Source organism: Achromobacter sp. UBA4530, assembly GCF_002388205.1.
GTDB classification, from domain to species: Bacteria; Pseudomonadota; Gammaproteobacteria; order Burkholderiales; family Burkholderiaceae_B; genus Achromobacter; species Achromobacter animicus.
The window spans coordinates 1-361 of record NZ_DGMA01000018.1; the positions used below are offsets into that span (position 1 = coordinate 1).

Annotated in this window: 1 protein-coding gene; it reads right to left on the reverse strand. The window is 64.0% G+C overall.

The genetic code is table 11. The features are described 5' to 3' along the window. Nucleotides 1-361, reverse strand: a 361-nt coding sequence (locus B2W22_RS14860) for a phosphomethylpyrimidine synthase ThiC (RefSeq protein WP_286938388.1), incomplete at both ends; no start/stop codon positions are given.

Genomic DNA, 361 nt, shown 5'->3' on the forward strand with positions numbered 1-361 from the left:
CCGCCCCAGCGGATCGCCCACGTCATCTTCTCCACTTCCTCGCCGATCCCCGAGCTGACCGCGGAATTGCCGATGTTCGCGTTGATCTTCACCAGGAAATTGCGGCCGATTGCCATCGGTTCCACTTCCGGGTGATTGATGTTGGCCGGGATGATCGCCCGGCCGCGTGCCACTTCCGCGCGCACGAATTCCGGCGTGATCGCGGCTGGAATCGAGGCGCCGAACGATTGGCCCGGATGCTGGCGCAGCAGGCGCTTGACCATCTTCTCGCCGTCGGGACCGCTGTCGCGCAGCGTCTGCAGGTAGTGTTCACGGCGCAGGCTTTCGCGGATCGCCACGTATTCCATTTCCGGCGTGATGA